This window comes from Acinetobacter sp. H1(2024) (assembly GCF_046557555.1).
Classification (GTDB): Bacteria; Pseudomonadota; Gammaproteobacteria; order Pseudomonadales; family Moraxellaceae; genus Acinetobacter; species Acinetobacter seifertii.
Map to the genome: position 1 here is coordinate 87,183 of NZ_JBKGFO010000007.1, position 18,424 is coordinate 105,606.

Annotated in this window: 18 protein-coding genes; 16 read left to right on the forward strand and 2 right to left on the reverse strand. The window is 41.5% G+C overall.

Going from position 1 to position 18,424, the window contains the following annotated elements:
• The first annotated feature begins 16 nt into the window (after positions 1–16).
• The 14 genes from nuoC to ACLCEG_RS16480 all read left to right on the forward strand — a co-directional run bounded on the left by nuoC (position 17) and on the right by ACLCEG_RS16480 (position 15,522).
• Positions 17–1,804 carry an NADH-quinone oxidoreductase subunit C/D gene (gene nuoC, locus ACLCEG_RS16415; protein WP_004703507.1) on the forward strand — a complete coding sequence of 596 codons (1,788 nt, stop codon included), beginning with the start codon at positions 17–19 and terminating at the stop codon, positions 1,802–1,804.
• Between the two features lie 13 nt (positions 1,805–1,817).
• Positions 1,818–2,327: an NADH-quinone oxidoreductase subunit NuoE gene (gene nuoE / locus ACLCEG_RS16420; RefSeq protein ID WP_003653477.1), complete on the forward strand. Its 510-nt coding sequence runs from the start codon at positions 1,818–1,820 to the stop codon at positions 2,325–2,327.
• Positions 2,324–3,655, forward strand: coding sequence for an NADH-quinone oxidoreductase subunit NuoF (gene nuoF, locus ACLCEG_RS16425; protein ID WP_004703505.1), 1,332 nt, complete (start codon positions 2,324–2,326; stop codon positions 3,653–3,655). The genes nuoE and nuoF overlap by 4 nt, the downstream gene beginning before the upstream one ends.
• Positions 3,656–3,666: 11 nt before the next feature.
• Positions 3,667–6,351, forward strand: a complete 2,685-nt coding sequence (nuoG, locus tag ACLCEG_RS16430; RefSeq protein ID WP_410568366.1) for an NADH-quinone oxidoreductase subunit NuoG — start codon at positions 3,667–3,669, stop codon at positions 6,349–6,351.
• A 3-nt stretch (positions 6,352–6,354) separates the two neighbouring features.
• The gene (gene nuoH / locus ACLCEG_RS16435; protein WP_004703499.1) at positions 6,355–7,371 is read left to right on the forward strand and encodes an NADH-quinone oxidoreductase subunit NuoH; all 1,017 of its coding nucleotides are present in this window, start codon (positions 6,355–6,357) and stop codon (positions 7,369–7,371) included.
• A gap of 18 nt (positions 7,372–7,389) precedes the next feature.
• A complete protein-coding gene (gene nuoI / locus ACLCEG_RS16440) occupies positions 7,390–7,932 on the forward strand; it encodes an NADH-quinone oxidoreductase subunit NuoI (RefSeq protein ID WP_004703498.1) in 543 nt (180 codons plus the stop codon).
• Positions 7,932–8,450 (forward strand): NADH-quinone oxidoreductase subunit J, encoded by a 519-nt coding sequence (gene nuoJ / locus ACLCEG_RS16445; protein ID WP_014205902.1) that lies wholly within the window; start codon positions 7,932–7,934, stop codon positions 8,448–8,450. The genes nuoI and nuoJ overlap by 1 nt, the downstream gene beginning before the upstream one ends.
• Positions 8,450–8,758 (forward strand): NADH-quinone oxidoreductase subunit NuoK, encoded by a 309-nt coding sequence (gene nuoK, locus ACLCEG_RS16450; RefSeq protein ID WP_000529822.1) that lies wholly within the window; start codon positions 8,450–8,452, stop codon positions 8,756–8,758. The genes nuoJ and nuoK overlap by 1 nt, the downstream gene beginning before the upstream one ends.
• Positions 8,755–10,644 carry an NADH-quinone oxidoreductase subunit L gene (nuoL, locus tag ACLCEG_RS16455; protein WP_410568368.1) on the forward strand — a complete coding sequence of 630 codons (1,890 nt, stop codon included), beginning with the start codon at positions 8,755–8,757 and terminating at the stop codon, positions 10,642–10,644. The genes nuoK and nuoL overlap by 4 nt, the downstream gene beginning before the upstream one ends.
• Position 10,645: 1 nt before the next feature.
• A complete protein-coding gene (nuoM, locus tag ACLCEG_RS16460; RefSeq protein WP_410568370.1) occupies positions 10,646–12,244 on the forward strand; it encodes an NADH-quinone oxidoreductase subunit M in 1,599 nt (532 codons plus the stop codon).
• A 2-nt stretch (positions 12,245–12,246) separates the two neighbouring features.
• Positions 12,247–13,743: an NADH-quinone oxidoreductase subunit NuoN gene (gene nuoN, locus ACLCEG_RS16465; RefSeq protein WP_002050422.1), complete on the forward strand. Its 1,497-nt coding sequence runs from the start codon at positions 12,247–12,249 to the stop codon at positions 13,741–13,743.
• A 100-nt stretch (positions 13,744–13,843) separates the two neighbouring features.
• Positions 13,844–14,479, forward strand: coding sequence for a uracil phosphoribosyltransferase (upp, locus tag ACLCEG_RS16470; protein WP_004703485.1), 636 nt, complete (start codon positions 13,844–13,846; stop codon positions 14,477–14,479).
• A 113-nt stretch (positions 14,480–14,592) separates the two neighbouring features.
• On the forward strand, positions 14,593–14,886 hold the full coding sequence (locus ACLCEG_RS16475; RefSeq protein WP_004703483.1) for a cold shock domain-containing protein: 294 nt from the start codon (positions 14,593–14,595) through the stop codon (positions 14,884–14,886).
• Positions 14,887–15,045: 159 nt separating this feature from the next.
• Positions 15,046–15,522, forward strand: coding sequence for an excalibur calcium-binding domain-containing protein (locus ACLCEG_RS16480; RefSeq protein WP_410568371.1), 477 nt, complete (start codon positions 15,046–15,048; stop codon positions 15,520–15,522).
• 11 nt (positions 15,523–15,533) lie between these two features.
• On the opposite strand, the gene gigC is transcribed toward ACLCEG_RS16480, so the two are convergent.
• Positions 15,534–16,421: a LysR family transcriptional regulator GigC gene (gigC, locus tag ACLCEG_RS16485; protein ID WP_004703480.1), complete on the reverse strand. Its 888-nt coding sequence runs from the start codon at positions 16,419–16,421 to the stop codon at positions 15,534–15,536.
• Between the two features lie 86 nt (positions 16,422–16,507).
• Here gigC and ACLCEG_RS16490 point away from each other — a divergent pair, with 86 nt between their 5' ends.
• Positions 16,508–17,269: a ferredoxin--NADP reductase gene (locus ACLCEG_RS16490; RefSeq protein ID WP_304591754.1), complete on the forward strand. Its 762-nt coding sequence runs from the start codon at positions 16,508–16,510 to the stop codon at positions 17,267–17,269.
• A gap of 46 nt (positions 17,270–17,315) precedes the next feature.
• On the opposite strand, the gene ACLCEG_RS16495 is transcribed toward ACLCEG_RS16490, so the two are convergent.
• Positions 17,316–17,735, reverse strand: a complete 420-nt coding sequence (locus tag ACLCEG_RS16495; protein ID WP_171057774.1) for a hypothetical protein — start codon at positions 17,733–17,735, stop codon at positions 17,316–17,318.
• 292 nt (positions 17,736–18,027) lie between these two features.
• Between ACLCEG_RS16495 and ACLCEG_RS16500 the strand changes: the two genes are divergently transcribed.
• Complete coding sequence (locus ACLCEG_RS16500; protein ID WP_004703475.1) at positions 18,028–18,255, forward strand: hypothetical protein; 228 nt, start codon at positions 18,028–18,030, stop codon at positions 18,253–18,255.
• Positions 18,256–18,424: the final 169 nt, after the last annotated feature.

Consider the following 18,424-nt stretch of genomic DNA (forward strand, 5'->3'; position numbering starts at 1 on the left):
ATAGGAAGCCAAGCCAATGGCTGAAACTGACATTGCTATGCCAGAGTCAACACCAGTTGATTCACGCCCAGCATTTGCAATCGTAGAAGAGCTCAAAACCAAATTTGGTGAGAACTTCTATGTGCAGGCGACTTTTGAAGAGTTTCCAACAGTCTGGGTTGAGCGCGCACGCGTGCAAGAAGTCCTCATGTTCCTGCGTAAAGTGGAACGTCCTTATGTAATGCTGTTTGACTTATCAGCGATGGATGAGCGTTTGCGTCAACATCGTGATGGTTTACCAGCATCTGACTTCACTGTGTTCTATCATTTATTATCGCTTGAGCGTAATAGTGACATTCGTATCAAGGTTGCCTTGAACGAAAATGATCTTAACCTCCCGACAGCGACAAATATCTGGCCAAATGCCAACTGGTATGAACGTGAAGCTTACGATATGTTCGGTATCAATTTCGAAGGGCATCCAATGCTCCGTCGTATTTTGTTGCCAACTTATTGGGAAGGTCACCCGCTTCGTAAAGAATATTCAGCACGTGCGACAGAATATACGCCGTACATGCAAGACAAAGCGAAGCAAGATTTCGAACAGGAACACTTACGCTTTGTACCTGAAGATTGGGGTCTTAAGCGTGGTAACGCTGACGAAGACTTCATGTTCTTGAACTTGGGTCCTAACCATCCATCTGCGCACGGTGCGTTCCGTGTTGTATTGCAGTTAGATGGCGAAGAAGTGAAGGACTGTGTACCTGATATCGGTTATCACCACCGTGGTGTGGAAAAGATGGCTGAACGTCAAACATGGCATTCTTTCATTCCTTATACTGACCGTGTTGACTACTTAGGTGGTTGTGCTCAAAACATGCCGTATGTAATGGCTGTAGAGCAAATGGCAGGTATTAAAGTTCCTGAACGTGCGCAAGTGATTCGTGTCATGTTGAACGAATTGTTCCGTATTAATAACCACTTGTTATTCTGTGGTACGGCAATTCAGGATGCCGGTGGTATGACACCAGTATTCTATATGTTCGCAGACCGTCAAAAAGTTTACGACATTGTTGAGGCAATCACGGGTTACCGTATGCATCCAGCATGGTTCCGTATTGGTGGTACAGCACACGACCTTCCAAACAACTGGCAAAAACTTGTTAAAGAGTTGCTAGAGTGGATGCCTAAACGTTTGAACGAATACTACACAGCTGCACTTAAAAACTCTGTGTTTATTGGTCGTACACGTAATGTTGCTCAATACGATGCAAAATCTGCGCTTGCGTGGGGTGTAACTGGTACTGGTTTACGTGCAACAGGTATTGATTTCGACGTACGTAAATATCGTCCATACAGTGGCTATGAAAACTTTGATTTTGATGTGCCAGTTGAGTATGAAGGCGATGCATACGCTCGTGTACTTGTTCACTTCCGTGAAATTACTGAGTCACTCAAAATTATCAAACAGTGTTTGGATAACATGCCTTCTGGTCCATATAAAGCGGATCACCCATTGGCTGTTCCACCACCAAAAGATAAGACATTACAAGACATTGAAACCTTGATTACGCACTTCTTGAGCGTGTCATGGGGTCCTGTTATGCCTGCTGGTGAATCATCATTCATGACCGAAGTTGTGAAAGGTGCAAGTACTTACTACTTGACTTCAGATAAAGCGACCATGAGTTATCGTACTCGTATTCGTACACCGACGTTTACTCACTTACAGCAAATGCCTTCAGTGATTAACGGAAGTTTAGTATCTGACTTAATCATTTATCTGGCGACCATTGACGTGGTTATGGCTGACGTGGATCGCTAAGAGGTAACACATAATGATGATTTTGACTGATAAAAAACCACGTGTGAATGTTGAAGGAATTTTGACTGCGGAAGAAATTCACGACATCGAACATCACATTGGTCACTATCCGTACCCACGTGCAGCCTCTTTGGATGCTTTGAAGTGCGTACAGCGCCGTAATGGTTGGGTAGATGACGCTCAAATGAATGCCATCGCACAGTTGTTGTCGATGAGTGTTGCTGATTTGGAAGGTGTTGCAACATTTTACAACCGTATCTATCGCCATCCGGTAGGTCGTCACGTAATTTTGCTTTGTGACTCAATTGCTTGCTTCTTAATGGGTGCTGAAACACTTGCTGAAGCATTCCAGCGTGAATTAGGTATTCAGTATGGTCAGACGACACCAGATGGTCGTTTTACACTGCTACCAATTTGCTGCCTAGGCAATTGTGACAAAGGCCCAACGTTAATGATTGATGAAGATACTCACGGTTTAGTGGAAGTGACATCAATCAAACAGTTATTGGAGAAGTATGTATGAATACCGAACCAAAACCAATTTATGGCGACGGTAATCCGGAAACTCATCCACTGACTTGGCGTTTAAGCAAACAAGAAGCAGTACGTAGCGCTGACGATTACGAAGCACTTGAAGGTTATGCAGGCTTTAAAAAAGCATTAGGTATGAAACCTGCTGAAGTGTTAGATGTCATTAAAGCTGCAACTGTAAAAGGTCGTGGTGGTGCAGGCTTCCCAGCAGGGATCAAATGGTCTCTTATGGCACCAAATGATGGTGGCCCACGTTACTTAATCTGTAACGCCGATGAGATGGAACCGGGTACCTTTAAAGACCGTTTGTTGATGGAAAAACTTCCTCACCAATTGATCGAAGGTATGTTGATTGCAGGTTATACCTTAGAAGCAACTCAAGGTTATATCTTTATTCGTGGCGAATACATCGAGGCTGCACAATACCTAAATGAAGCGCTTGAGCAAATTCGCGCTAAAGGTTACTTAGGTGACAACATTTTAGGTTCTGGCTGGAACTTCGAGTTACACGTGCATACAGGTGCAGGTCGTTATATCTGCGGTGAAGAAACTGCATTGATTAACTCACTTGAAGGCCGCCGTGCTAACCCACGTACGAAACCACCATTCCCGCAAGTTGCTGGTGCATGGGGTCGTCCTACGATTGTGAACAACGTTGAAACTTATAACAACTTGCCAGCAATCATGCTTCGTGGTCCAGAGTGGTATATCGGTTTATCAGCTGGTAAATCAAAAGATCCAGGCACTAAGATTTATGGTGCGTCAGGTAAAGTTAAATTCCCTGGTCTTTGGGAACTTCCATTTGGTACGACTGCTCGTGAAGTAATTGAAGATCATGCCGGCGGTATGCGTGAAGGCTTAAAGCTTAAAGCATGGTTACCAGGTGGTGCGTCTACTGACTTTTTACCTGCAGATACTATTGATTTACCAATGGATGCAGACACTATTATGAAAGCAGGTTCTCGTTTGGGAACATGTTTGTTGATGGTGGTAGACGAAACTCAATGCATGGTATCGCTCACTCGTAACTTAGAAGAGTTCTTTGCGCGCGAATCATGCGGTTTCTGTACACCATGCCGTGATGGTTTGCCATGGGCTGTTAAAGCGCTTAAAGCACTTGAGACAGGTGAAGGTAAGAAAGAAGATATCGATCATTTACAAGAGTTAACTCGTAAATTGTGGATTGGTAAAACTTTCTGTGCCCACGCACCAGGTGCGATGGAGCCGCTTATGGGCGCACTCAAACATTTCCGTGGTGAGTTTGAAGCGAAAGTGACGAATCGTCCTGTCGTGCAAACCAGCAACGTAGAACAAGCTTAAGGAATTCGACTATGGCTACAATTCATGTCGATGGAAAATCGTATGAAGTCAACGGCTCGGAAAACTTGCTACAAGCATGTTTGAGTCTGGGCATCGACATCCCATATTTTTGTTGGCATCCATCCTTAGGTTCGGTTGGTTCTTGCCGTCAATGTGCCGTAACTCAGTATGCAAATCCTGAAGATACGCGCGGACGTCTTGTGATGTCATGCATGACGCCAGCATCTGACAATACCTATATCTCGATTGAAGACAAAGAAGCTACGGATTTCCGTGCGTCTATTGTTGAATTCTTAATGACGAATCACCCTCACGACTGTCCAGTATGTGAAGAGGGTGGTCACTGTCATTTACAAGATATGACTGTAATGACAGGTCATGACCGTCGTCGTTATCGTTTTACAAAACGTACGCACTATAACCAAGAACTCGGCTCGTTCATCGCGCATGAAATGAACCGTTGTATTGCTTGTTATCGTTGTGTTCGTTACTACAAAGACTATGCTGGCGGTACGGACTTTGGTGTATATGCGAATGCATCACGTGTTTACTTTGGTCGTCCAGAATCAGGTACTTTAGAGTCTGAATTCTCTGGTAACTTGACTGAAGTATGTCCAACAGGTGTATTTACCGATAAGACTCATTCAGAGCGCTATAACCGTAAATGGGATATGCAATATGCACCAAGCGTGTGTCATGGCTGTTCTTCAGGTTGTAATATTTCTCCGGGTGAGCGTTATGGCGAAATCCGTCGTGTAGAAAACCGCTTCAATGGTTCGGTTAACCAATACTTCCTTTGTGACAAAGGTCGTTTTGGCACAGGTTATGTCAACCGTGCAGATCGTCCGCGTCAACCTCAATTCCGCAATGGTGAAACAGTAGCAACTGTTTCAGTTGACCAAGCTTTAGATCAAGCAATTGCGAAACTTGAAGGTAAAAAGGTTTTAGGTATCGGTTCACCACGTGCAAGCTTAGAATCAAACTATGCATTACGTGAACTTGTAGGCCAAGCAAACTATTCAACAGGTGTTGCACAAAAAGAGCAAAATCTTGTTGAGCTTGCAGCTTCAATCATGCAAACAGAGGGTATTTACAACCCGAACATGCGTGAAATTGAAGGCTATGATGCAGTATTAATTTTGGGTGAAGATTTAACTCAAACTGCACCTCGTATGGCATTGTCAGTTCGTCAAGCTGCAAAAAACAAAGCTCGCGAAATGGCTGCAAAAACACGTACGCCAGATTGGTTGGCTGAGCCTGTACAACGTATTGGTCAAGAAGCGAAGTCTCCGATCTATATCTTGGCTGCAACTCAAACTCGTCTTGCCGATGTTGCAACTGGTGAAGTGGTTGCATCTCCAAATGACATCGCGCGTTTAGGTTTTGCAGTTGCTGCAGCAGTTAAAGGTGAAGTTGTAAGTGGTTTAGATGACGATGCAAAAGCATTTGCACAAACTATTGCCGACACTTTAAAAGCAGCAAACAAACCGTTAATTATTGCGGGTACGAGCTTGCAAGATGCTTCAATTATGGAAGCTGCGGCAGAGTTAACGCAAAACCTTGGTTCAAAAGCTGGTTTAAGCCTTGTTGTTCCTGAAGTGAACTCTATGGGCTTGGCATTGTTTGGCGGTTTAAGCCTTGAACAAGCATTTGCTCAAGACTACGACACACTTGTGATTGTTGAAAATGACTTGTTCCGTCGCTTACCGGCTGCTCAAGTTAAAGCAGCACTTGATAAAGCTGAAACAGTAATTGTGCTTGATCACAGCGAAACAGAAACTGTGAAACAGGCTGATATTGTACTTTCAGCATCAAGCTTTGCTGAAGGTGATGGTACTGTTGTAAGCCAAGAAGGCCGTGCACAGCGCTTCTACCAAGTTTACGATCCAAGCTACTACAAGCCTGAATACGCGATTAAAGAATCTTGGCGTTGGTTGCATGCCATTGAAACTGGTCTTAAAGGTAAGCCAGTTGATTGGACATTGCTTGATGACGTTATCGAAACTATCGTTAAAAATGTTCCTGTGCTTGAAGCAATTCAAGACGTTGCACCAGATGCAGGCTACCGTGTACATGGTTTGAAAATTGCGCGTGAACCACGTCGTTATTCTGGTCGTACAGCAATTCGTGCACCTTTATCGGTTCATGAACCTAAACAGCCAACAGATCCAGACTCAGCATTAACATTCTCTATGGAAGGTTATGTTGGTCCACAAAATGCATCTTCACTTGTACCATTTGCGTGGGCTCCGGGTTGGAACTCTCCACAATCTTGGAACAAATACCAAGATGAAGTGGGCGGTCACTTAAAAGGTGGTGATTCGGGCGTTCGTTTATTCGATCGTTTAGCAAAACGTCCAGCACGTAGCTATGTTGCTCCAACTGCTGTAGTTGCAAACCCTGAAAGCTTCCGTCTTGTGCCAATGCACCACATCTTTGGTTCTGGTGAATTCACGATTAAAACACCTGCAATGGAAACTCGTATTCCAGAAGCTATGTTTGCAGTTGGTGAGCAAGATGCAGCGCGTTTGAATTTGCAAGAAGGCCAACGCATTACAGTTAAAGCAGGCGAAACTAGAGTGAGCTTGCCTGTACAAGTAATTGAATACTTACCTACAGGTTATATCGGTTACCCAGTTGGTTTAGCACCAACAGTATCGTTAGCTGAGCCTGTTTCAGTGGCATTAGGAGTGTAATTCATGAATCAAGAAATTATACGTCAAACGCCACTTTGGGCTGAGAACTGGCCAATTGCTTATGCAGTTGTTCAAGCAGTTGTGATTTTGCTTGTTGTTGTTCTTGTTGCTGCGTTGATGTCTTTTATTGAGCGTCGTTTACTTGCTTGGTGGCAAGACCGTTATGGTCCAAACCGTGTTGGTCCTGGTGGTATGTTCCAGATCGTTGCCGACATGCTCAAGATCATGTTCAAAGAAGACTGGACACCAAAATTTGCTGATAAATTAACTTTCCGTTTAGCTCCGGCAGTTGCGATGGCAACTGCGGTGCTTTCGTTCATGGTTATCCCGGTGAGTCCTTCACTGGGTGTTGCCGACATGAGCATCGGTTTGTTGTTCTTTATGGCAATGGCTGGTATTGCAGTCTATGCAGTCTTATTTGGTGGATGGGCTTCAAATAACAAATACTCATTGCTTGGTGGCTTACGTTCAGCTGCTCAAACCATTTCTTATGAAGTGTTCTTGGGTATCTCGTTAATGGGTGTGGTTGCAATTGCAGGTTCATTCAACCTTCGTGAAATTGTTGAAGCACAACGCGATGTTTGGTTCGTTATTCCACAATTCTTAGGTTTCTTGATTTTTGTGGTTGCTGGTGTTGCGGTAACTCACCGTCATCCATTTGACCAACCAGAAGCAGAACAAGAATTGGCTGAAGGTTACCATGTTGAATATGGCGGTATGAAATGGGGTATGTTCTTCGTTGCTGAATATGTAAACGTTGTACTTATCTCTGCATTAATCGTGACTTTATTCTTTGGTGGCTGGTTAGCGCCATTCAATTTAGAAATTCCATTTGTTCCACCAGTATTCTGGTTCGTGATTAAAACAGCATTCTTCGTAATGATGTTTGTATTGGCGCGTGGTTCTTTAATGCGTCCACGTTATGACCAAGTCATGAACTTTGGTTGGAAAATTTGTTTGCCATTGGCGTTGGTCAACTTGTTAGTGACTGGTGCTGTGATTCTGATGAATCAGGCCTAGGACAGCAGGGAGTACAAAATGTATAAATTTCTAGCTGGATTCGGATCGATTGTACGTTCGTTGTTTATGGTATTTAGCCATGCAACGCGTAAACGTGACACGATTTTATATCCAGAAGTACCGGCTGAACAGATTGTGCCACCACGCTTTCGTGGTCGTATTGTGTTGACGCGTGACCCAGATGGGGAAGAACGTTGTGTGGCATGTAACCTTTGTGCGGTTGCATGTCCAGTTGGCTGTATTTCACTACAAAAAGCAGAAAAAGAAGATGGGCGTTGGTATCCGGAGTTTTTCCGTATCAACTTCTCTCGTTGTATTTTCTGCGGTATGTGTGAAGAAGCATGTCCAACGACAGCGATTCAAATGACTCCAGATTTCGAGTTAGGCGAATACGTACGTCAAGACCTTGTATATGAGAAAGAAAACTTACTCATTTCAGGTCCAGGTAAATACCCAGACTACAACTTCTACCGTGTAACTGGTATGGCTGTTAGCGGTAAAGAGAAAGGTCAAGCACAAAAAGAAAGTGCACCAATCGATGTACGGAGTCTATTACCATGATGTGGCCGTTTTATTTGATGGCGCTCGTGGCCATCGTTTCTACGGTTCGTGTAGTTACTAACACGAACCCTGTACATGCATTGCTTAGTCTGATTGTTTCATTACTTGCAGTTGCTGGTATTTTCATGATCGTAGGTGCGCCGTTTGCTGGCGCCCTCGAAATCATTGTTTATGCTGGTGCAATTATGGTCTTGTTCGTATTCGTGGTGATGATGCTTAACTTAGGGCAACACACTGTAGAACAAGAGCGTAAATGGCTTTCTTCAGATGCTTGGGCATATCCAGCACTCATGAGCTTTTTACTTGGCTTACTTTTAGTTTGGATGCTTGGTGGTGAATATACAACCATCTCTGCACCACTTGGAGCACAAGTAATTGGACCAAAAGTTGTTGGTCAAGCGCTCTTTACTCACTACTTATTATTGGTTGAAGTTGCCGCGATGTTATTGCTAGCAGCCCTTGTTGCAGCATACCACTTAGGTAAACGTGAACCAGGTGCAGAAGAGGAAAAAGAATAATGGGCCAGATCCCTTTAGAACATGGTTTGATTGTTGCAACCATTCTTTTTGCACTCGGTTTTTACGGTGTAATGGTGCGACGCAACCTACTATTTATGTTAATGAGCCTTGAAATCATGATGAATGCTGCTGCGTTAGCATTCGTTCTTGCGGGTAGCGTATGGGCACAACCAGATGGACAAGTGATGTTCATTCTGATTTTAACCCTTGCTGCGGCAGAGGCGTGTATCGGTCTTGCGATTGTCCTTCAGTTCTATCATCGCTTCCATCATTTGGATGTGGATGCTGCTAGTGAGATGCGCGGATGAGTTATTTATATCTAACAGTATTATTTCCGCTAATCGGTTTTATTTTATTGGCGGCAGGGCGTGATAAGCTCTCTGAAAATGTTGCAGCAATTATTGGTGTGGGTTCTGTAGGTTTATCTGCATTATTTGCATTGATTGCTGGTATGGCATTTACAAGTAGCGGCCAGCAGGTTTTTGTTCAAAACCTTTGGACATGGTTCAATGTTGGTGGTTTCGCTCCTGGCATTAGCTTACATTTAGATGGCTTATCTTTACTTATGATGGGCATGATCACTGGTGTTGGTTTCCTAATCCACATCTTTGCATCATGGTACATGCGTGGTGAAGAAGGTTATGCGCGTTTCTTTTCTTATTTCAACCTATTCGTTGCAAGCATGCTTGTGCTTGTATTGGGTGACAACTTAGCGTTGCTATTCTTAGGTTGGGAAGGCGTAGGTCTTTGCTCTTACTTGCTCATCGGTTTCTATTATGCAAACCCTGCAAATGGTTGGGCAGCGATCAAAGCATTTACAGTTACCCGCGTAGGTGACGTATTCTTACTTATCGCTTTATTCTTGCTTTACCAACAATTTGGTACGCTGAATACTCAGTACATCGTTGAACATGCAGCAGAAGTAATGACGAAGAGTTCGTCACTTACCATCTGGACTGCATTAATGTTGTTCTTGGGTGCTGCTGGTAAATCTGCTCAAATTCCATTGCAAACATGGTTGGCAGATGCGATGGCAGGTCCAACACCTGTTTCTGCATTAATCCACGCAGCAACAATGGTAACGGCTGGTGTGTACTTATGCTGCCGTCTATTCAGCGTATTTGAGCTTGCACCTGAAGTGATGCAATTCATTTCGGTAACAGGTGCTGTAACTTTATTAGTTGCAGGCTTTGCTGCTCTTGTGCAAACAGACATCAAACGTATTTTGGCTTACTCAACAATGAGTCAGCTTGGTTATATGTTTATGGCTGTTGGTGCAGAAGCTTACCAAGCTGGCTTGTTCCACATGTTGGCTCACGCATTCTTCAAAGCATTATTATTCTTGTCTTCTGGTGCAGTTATTCTTGCTTACCATCACGAACAAAATATTTTCAAAATGGGCGGTTTGTTCTACAAAAACAAATTCCTATTTGCATGTTTCGCGATTGGTGGCGGTGCATTAGCAGCGATTCCATTCTTAACAATCGGCTTCTTCTCAAAAGATGCGATTCTTGGTGAAGTTTGGGTTCAAGGTCAATCAGTTGCTCTATACCACACCTTATATTGGGCTGGTGTAGCAGGTGCGTTCCTGACTTCAATCTATACCTTCCGTTTAATCTGGGTTGTATTCTTCGGTAAAGAAAATACACATTACCATGAGATTAAAGGTGCAACTTACTGGGCGCCATTAGGTATCTTGGCAGTATTGTCTACTTTTGTGGGCGCTGCACTAAAAGGTCCTGTAGCTGGTATTTTAAATACAGCGAAAATTCCTGAATTCCACGTTGCTGAACAGTTTGTAGAAGGCATGCATGGAGCAGAGCATTTAGCTGTAGGTATCGCGCTTGTTGGTTTAGCAGTTGGTATTGGTCTGTTTGCTTTTGCTTACGGTGCAGTAAAATCGTTTGCTCAAACAAGTCTTGGTGCTGGCTTAGCTCATATCTGTCGTACTGCATTTGGTTTCGATGCGTTGTATGACATCGTTTTTGTTAAACCTTATTTATTCTTCGCCAAACTATTTGGTCGTGATCCAGTTGATAGCTTGTGGCTTGTGCTTCCTGCACTTGTTAAAGGCGGAAACAGTTTTACAAGCTCACGTCAAACAGGTTCATTGCGTGAATACGCATCAAGCATGTCACTCGGTGTAGTGGTGTTATTGATGATCTTGATCGTTATTCAGGTAGTGGGGAAATAAAATGGAAAACAATTTAATTTTACCCGCGCTGATCCTTGTTCCGTTCATTGCAGGTTTTGCTTGTTGGTTAGTCGATAAACTCGACAAAACTTTGCCACGCTGGATTGCCTTAATCGGTATGCTCATTACTTTGGGCTTAGGTCTTGCACTTTGGCAAAGTGGTAGTTATACGTACGAGTTGGGCTCAAAAGTCCCAACTTGGTCAGCTGAGTTCTATTTACCGTGGATTAAATCTCTCGGTATTGGCATTCACTTAGCAGTGGATGGCTTGTCTTTACTCATGGTGTTGTTAACAGCTTTACTTGGTGTACTTGCTGTTGGTTGTTCATGGGGCGAGATTCAAAAGAACGTTGGTTTCTTCCACTTAAACTTATTATGGAGTTTAGGTGGCGTTATTGGCGTGTTCTTAGCAATCGATTTGTTCCTATTCTTCTTCTTCTGGGAGATGATGCTTGTACCAATCTACTTCTTGATTGCGTTATGGGGTCATAAAGGTTCAAACGGCCGTTCACGTGTTTACGCTGCAACTAAGTTCTTCTTATATACGCAAATCGCTGGTTTAGTGATGTTAATCGGTATCCTTGGCCTTGTGGTCTATGGCTACATGATGACTGGTATGATCGGTTTTGATTACAACTATTTATTAGCTGTAGCGAATCGTTTACCTGCTGGCTTCGCGTATGGTTTCATGATCTGCTTCTTTATTGGTTTTGCAGTGAAGTTACCAGTTTTCCCATTGCACGGCTGGTTACCAGATGCGCATGCTCAAGCTCCTACAGCGGGTTCTGTAGACTTGGCTGGTATCTTGATTAAGACAGCAGCGTACGGTTTGCTCCGTTTTGTAATTCCATTCTTCCCAGCAGCTTCTGCACAGTTTGCAGATATTGCAATTATTTTCGGTTTGATTGGTATTTTCTACGGCGCTTGGTGTGCTTACCAGCAAACTGACATGAAACGTTTACTTGCGTATACGTCGATTTCACACATGGGCTTCATTTTACTTGCAATATATGCAGGTAATATTTTGACCTTCCAAGGTTTAATGATCATGATGTTGGCACATGGTTTGTCATCTGCTGCATTGTTCATTATGTCTGGTCAAATCTACGAGCGCTTGCATACACGTGATTTGCGTTTGATGGGTGGTCTTCGTGGTCAACTCCAATACTTACCATTCTTCTTAATGTTCTTCGTAGCTGCTCTTGTTGGTGTGCCAGGTTTAGGTAACTTTATTGGTGAATTCCTGATTTTGATGGGTTCATTTAATAAATATCCTGCCTTCACGATTCTTGCTTCTATCAGCCTTGTATTTGCAGGTTTATATGGCTTGATCTTGATTCACCGTGCTTTATTTGGTGAGCCAAACCCTGAACAAAAGCAACATTACACTAGTCCATTAAAAGACTTATCTGCTCGTGAAGTTGTTATTTTGATGATTTGTGCGATTGGTCTCGTTTGGCTTGGTATCTTCCCACAAACATTCTTGGATGTATCTCATTCAAGTATGCAGTGGTTGGTCAATAGTTATGTGCCAGTACAAGAAGTCGTTGAAACTGTTCAGCAAACAGCTACTCAACTTGACCATGTGGAGATCCAATAATCATGAACTTCACAGTATCATTCTCTACGCTTATGCCATTAGCACCTGTGATGATTGTTGCTTTGACAACAGTCGTCGTCATGTTGCTTATTTCAATTAAGCGTAACCATAATTTAATCGCAACAACTTCTGTTGTCGGTTTAAACCTTGCTGCACTTTATATCTTGTTAGAACTGTTTGGCGGTAAATTTGTACCGGCAAATGTGATGGGCATGTTTATGGTTGATCCATTTACTTTGTTCTATCAGTTCATGATTTTAGTTGCATCATTGGCTTGTTGTACTTTGTCTCATGCTTACATCGAGACTTATAAAGACAACCGTGAAGAACTCTATCTTTTGTTACTTGCTTCTGTAGCAGGTGCAATGTTGATGGTTGCAAGTTCTCACTATGCATCTTTCTTCATTAGCCTTGAGTTAATGTCGATTCCTGTATACGGCTTACTTGCGTATACATATCAACGTAGCCAATCGCTTGAAGCGGGTATTAAGTACCTTGTACTTTCTGCAACAGCTTCTGCGATGTTGTTGATGGGTATGGCGTATATCTACGCTTACACTGGTTCGCTTTCATTCTATGATTCTGTTCAAGCTTTATTTGGCGCAATCAAACAGCCAATGGTGTTATTAGGTTTAGCACTTATTATTTTCGCTGTTGCATTCAAATTATCGCTTGCACCGTTCCACAAATGGACACCAGATGTATATGCAGGTGCTCCAGCTCCAATGGCAACTTTCTTAGCGACTGCTGCTAAGGTTGCAACTATTGGTTTGTTCGTACGTTATTTGCTTGCTTCTGGCGCAATCATGGTGAACTCGCTAGTGACTGTTTTGACAATCATTGCTGTATTGTCAATTTTAGTCGGTAACTTGCTCGCTGTTCGTCAAGTGAACTTAAAACGTATTTTAGGTTATTCATCTATTGCTCACTTTGGTTATTTGTTAATTGCTTTAATCAGCATGACATATGCGAGCTTAGGTAGCGTAACTGTATATGTGGTGACTTATGTATTAACCACTATTGGTGCCTTTGGTGCAGTAGCGTTAATGTCTAGCCCATATAACAACGTAGATGAAGCTCAAAGCCTTGCAGACTACCGTGGTTTGTTCTGGCGCCGTCCAGTACTTACAGCAACATTAACAGTCATGATGTTATCTTTGGCTGGTATTCCATTAACAGCAGGCTTCATTGGTAAGTTCTTAGTTGTTATGGCTGCTGTAACGACTCAACACTGGTTCTTAGCTGCAATGATTATTGTGGGTAGTGGTATTGGTTTGTATTACTACTTACGTGTGATGGTTGTGATGTATATGACTCCACCTGAAACTCCTCGTATTGATGCTGATGCACATTGGGGACAAAAAGTGGGTGGTTTGATGGTATTAGCTGCTGCTGCATTAGTGATTATTTTGGGTGTATATCCAGATCCAATGATTAATTTGGCGTTAAAAGCAGAAATTTTATCTCCATTACATTTCATGCTTTCACAACAGCAATAATTCTTGTGTACAAAAAAGCCTCCAAATATGGAGGCTTTTTTTTATTGATAGTTAAAAAAAGATTATAATAAATACGTTTTTATATTTTTAGGTAACATCTGTGGCCATTCAAGAAATTCGTCACCCACTTATTCGTCATAAATTAGGTTTATTACGTCGTGCTGACATCAGTACTAAGAATTTCCGTGAGCTTGCTCAAGAAGTGACTATGTTATTGACATATGAAGCAACGAAAGATTTACCTGTTGTGGATTGCGAAATTGATGGATGGGCTGGAACTGTTACTACTCAGCGTATTGCTGGTAAAAAAATAACGATTGTACCGATTTTACGTGCTGGTATTGGTATGCTTGATGGCGTGCTTAATCTGATTCCAAGTGCAAAGGTAAGTGTATTAGGTCTTGAGCGTAACGAAGAGACTTTGGAAGTACGTACTTACTATAAAAAGCTAGTTCCAGATGTGGCTAACCGTATTGCAATGATTATCGATCCAATGCTGGCAACAGGTAACTCTTTGGTTGCTGCAATTGATGTGTTAAAGGCAAGTGGATGTAAAGATATCCGTGTTATGGTATTGGTTGCAGCTCCTGAAGGAATTGCAAAAGTTGAGGCAGCACATCCTGACATTCAGCTTTATACCGCATCTATTGATGATGGCTTAAATGAACAAGGTTATATCGTTCCTGGTTTAGGCGATGCTGGTGACAAGATTTTTGGTAGTGTTCAAAAAGATTAATTTTTGAAATAGTCATAAAAAAGAGACTTCATCAAACCGTATTTTTAACAGCGGAATTGAAAGTCTCTTTTTATTTACAGCAACGATTGGATAGGAAAAATAGGGGAAAGATCATGAAACAAGAGTTTTATATTGGAAGAGTAAAACAATATAACGCCGATAAGGGGTTTGGTTTTATTTCAACCACTGAAGGAGATATTTTCTTTCATATTTCTGACTTTCCTGCATCAGAAGGTGAGCCGAAAAGAAATGAGAAAGTGAGATTTCTTGCGGCTGACAATCAAGGGAAATTTAAAGCGATCAAAATTGAGCGTGTTGACACGAATCCTGCGAAAACCAAAAAAAATAAAATTGCGGATCACAATAAAGCGATCACGAGTGAGTTATTGTCAAATTTCCGACGTTAATAATGAGTTAGATGTAATATATTAAAAACACTTAAATAATGAATGTACTAGACAATTGTTTTGATGCGTTCAGAAAGATTAAGTGATTTAGAATTAAGGGAGATATTAATTTCCCTTAATTTTCTTAAAAATGAATAATAAGATAAAGAATGGGGAAATATGGTTCAACGGGGAAAAATTAAACGCAGCAAATTCAAGCTGAGTTCACGTGAGTACATCAGTATATTTATCGTTGGCATCTTGGTTGTTGTTGCGTGTGTGACTTTTATTGTATTGCACTATCGTCAACAGGCTCAGCAGCGTGCATCACATGAAAAAGTACAATTATTAATACAGCAACAGAAGCAGATTATTAAGGAACAGCGTGCAGCTTTGGGTAAATTGCCAGATATACAACTTTCTGAGAAAACGAAAAAGGCTTTAGCATTTACTCCTCAAACAGTTGCTTCTCAAACAGCCCCAGCTCCGAAACGAGTAAATGATGAAACATCGGCTTTTCATTGTGATGGGCGTGAGCATTGTTCGCAAATGCATTCTTTAGAAGAGGCACGTTGGTTTGTAAGAAATTGCCCGAACACTAAAATGGATGGAGATCATGACGGTGAGCCATGTGAAAATGATTCACGATGGCATTAGAAGATCAGGCTTTAAGCCTGATCTTCATCGCAGAATTTTAAAAATGCTTTAAGTCCTGGGCCTTGATATTTTTGGCGATGTACCAGCATATAAAGCGGACGGGTCAGTTGCCAAAATGGTGTATCTAAAATAACGAGTTGACCTTTCTCACTTAAAGGTTCAATCGCTAATCTAGAAATACAAGACATCCCTAAACCACCTGCCACTATTTTCAAGATTGCTTCATTATGACCAAGCGTTAAGCGAATGTTTGCATCTGGTAGATCTTGCAAAATTGCATTATCAAAGACTTCACGCGTACCAGATCCTTCTTCACGTAAAATCCATTCTACATCATGAAAATCTTGAGGCGTAAGTGGACGATTTAAACGAGTTAAAGGATGATCTGGTGAACAGCATACTGCTAACTCATCATCACGCCAATGAATACATTGGAGTTGAGGTAAGTGACAAGAACCTTCAATTAAAGCTAAATCTAGTTGGAACTGATTTACTGCTTCAATCATTTGGCGTGTATTGCCCACTTGAAGTTGTAAATGTGCTTGCGGATGACGTTGTAAAAAGTTAGCCATTAAATCAGGCATTAAGTAGTCGCTAATGGTTAAAGTCGCACCGATACGTAAATCGATACTTTGTAATTCACCCTTGGCAGCTTGTTCAAATGCTTCACAACGTCCTAATATTTCTAATGCTTGAGGAAGTAAAAAACGTCCAAGATCATTAAGCTGTAAGCGCTTACCTAAACGATCAAATAAAGGAGCACCTAAGCCGTCTTCTAAATCGGCTAAAGCCATACTAGCTGCACTTTGCGTCAGTCTGACCGCATCACTGGCTTTAGTAACGGTTCCTTCTTGGGCGACTGCTACAAAAACAGCCAACTGGCGTAATGTCATCCGCATGTTTAAAAAGCCTTAACGTTTAAAAGTATTCATTATTTCGGCTGTCATGCTAACATGAGCGCACTATTTCATGCCACGTTGAAATCATGTCAATTGAAAAATTTAGCGTAGAAAAAGTTTTATCAGTTCATCGTTGGACCCCAACACTTTTCAGCTTTACCATGACTCGCCCTTCGCATTTTAAATTTACCGCAGGTCAGTTTGCGCGTATAGGTTTAAAGGTAGGTGACGAACTTGTTGTTCGTGCTTATTCGGTGGTGTCTTCTCCATTTGATGAAACGCTAGAGTTCTTCTCAATTGTTGTACCAGACGGTGCTTTCACTTCGAATCTACAGCATTTGAAAGTCGGTGATGAGCTATATTTAGAAAAAATTCCCTATGGATACCTGACTTTGGCGCGTTATCAGCAACCTTTACCGCATGATTTATGGTTATTAGCAACAGGTACAGGTTTGGCTCCATTTTTGTCGATGCTACAAGACTTTGAAACTTGGTCTAATTATCAAAAGATTAATTTGGTTTATAGCGTCCGTACGGCAGATGAATTGGCATATGTCGATCGTATTCAAGAGATTGCTGAAACGTTTGGGGAAGGGCATAACGGCTTTAAATTTATTCCTATTATTACCCGAGACTCATCAGCGCCGTTGCATGAGCGCTTACCGGTTTTAATCGAAAATGGTGAGTTAGAAAAAGCAGCAGGTTCGGAACTTAACTCAGCAACTAGTCACGTCATGTTATGTGGAAACCCACAAATGGTTGATGATACCAAAGAGGCTTTAAAACGCCGTGGTTTGACAATGAATCGTCGTGGTGAAGGAAATATTGCGGTAGAAAATTATTGGTAAAAACCGAAAATAAAATATTTTAAGAAAACTTTTATGGATATGTTTATTAATGGACAAACATATCCATAAATTCACGAATTTCTGAAATCGCGCTGTCGACATCTGTTGAAAGCCAAGTTGGTTCAAACAGACCTGCATAATATTCAAGACGATCTTGAGGAACAACCAAGCGAACAGGGCAGTCTTCTTCAAGTAAACGCCACGGTAAAATCGGGACTTCATTATCCAGAAATACATTGATATTACGAATATCAACAATCATCGCATTAACACATTCAGGGAATGGCATGACCGAGAACTCTTCGGTACGGCGACGGAAATACTCAAGATCACCCCATTTTAACTGGAAGCTTGGTTTATTAAATTCAATAATACCAATGAGATGCTCATCTCTTGTTTGATGCAAATAACATTGATGTGTGACGTCAGTGTCGAGATCAAGAGTTACGCTTTGCTGACGATACATCATAAAATTGAGTAGCTTTAAAACAAGGGGGCTTATTATAGCCTATTTTATAAAAAGTAAGCGCTAAAACATATTGTATTACAAATCGAGTTTTAAAGAAGGTGATGAATAAAATGAGATTATATTTTTAATAGTCAAAATTAATGTGGCTAAATTTTATACTAAATTTATTATTTTAAAAGTAGAGTTTTGCAAACCTAGTCACCTACGCATAATGCTTTTTCACACAATGCAACAAATCAAATTGTTATGATGATTATAAAGTTAATGATAATAGAAGAGGGGAAAGAAGATGCATGATTTTTCAAAACCACCTCATGTGACGAGTCCTGAAGAAACTGCGAAAAAAAGAAGATTGCCAGTTTATATTTTAATTATTGTTGGGCTTTTTCTTATTGCACTCATCGTCTACATGGTTGCTGATCATAGCAAAACGCCTAAAGAAGAAGGAGCTTTTCAACATGAGACCACACCACATGTCATGATGGGTAGTCCTGATTTGAAGACTTACAAAGGATAGTAAGCCCAACAGTATATCTTGATAGAAAGCCTTTAGGATGTGCCCTGAAGGCTTTTTTTGCAATCTTTTGCATCAATTTGTTGTATTTATGCAGAAGGTTGTTGATTGAAAAATATTCAAAACATAAGGTGACATAGACCGCATTTATCGTCATTTTTTACAACGAACT